This window comes from Micromonospora sp. M51 (assembly GCF_018070305.1).
Lineage (GTDB): Bacteria > Actinomycetota > Actinomycetes > Mycobacteriales > Micromonosporaceae > Micromonospora > Micromonospora parva.
The window spans coordinates 1-640 of sequence record NZ_JAGPXZ010001392.1; the positions used below are offsets into that span (position 1 = coordinate 1).

Below are 640 nucleotides of genomic sequence, written 5' to 3' on the forward strand. Positions count from 1 at the left end.
TGACCGGTGAGCAGCTCTGGGAGGTACCCCCGCTGCCCGTGCCGCACGACGGTGACCTGGACACGGTCCGGCGCTCGGCGGCGGCCCGGTTGTTCGCCGCCCGCGCCGCCGCGCAGCAGAGCGGTTTCCGCCTCGACGGGCAGAGCGCGGCGGCCGTGGCCCAGCTCTGCCGTCGCCTCGACGGCCTCCCGCTGGCGCTGGAACTGGCCGCGACCCGGGTACGCGCGCTGGGCGTGCGCGGCGTGGTGGACCGGCTCGACGACCGGTTCCGGCTGCTCACCACCGCGCAGCGGGACGTGCCACCCCGGCAGCGGACGCTCACCGCCGTGATCGCCTGGAGCTGGGACCTGCTGGACGAGCCCGACCGGACGGTGCTGGCCCGACTGGCGGTGTTTCCGGACGGGTGCACCCCGCAGGCCGCCGAACACGTCTGCCGCACCGACCTGGACACCCTGGCTCGACTGGTGGACCGGTCGCTGGTGGTGCTCGACGACTCCGGCGCGGCCCCGCGCTACCGGCTGCTCGAATCGGTGGCCGCGTTCTGCCTGGAGCGCCTGAGCGACGCCGACGAGGTCCGCGCCCGGCACGCCGCCTACTACACCGAGCTGGCCGAGCGCGCCGACCCCGGGCTGCGCGGGGC

At 76.2% G+C, this 640-nt stretch carries 1 pseudogene; it reads left to right on the forward strand.

The annotated features are described in order from the left end of the window. Window positions 1-640 (forward strand): annotated as a pseudogene (locus KBX53_RS35030) (transcriptional regulator); the annotation flags it as partial.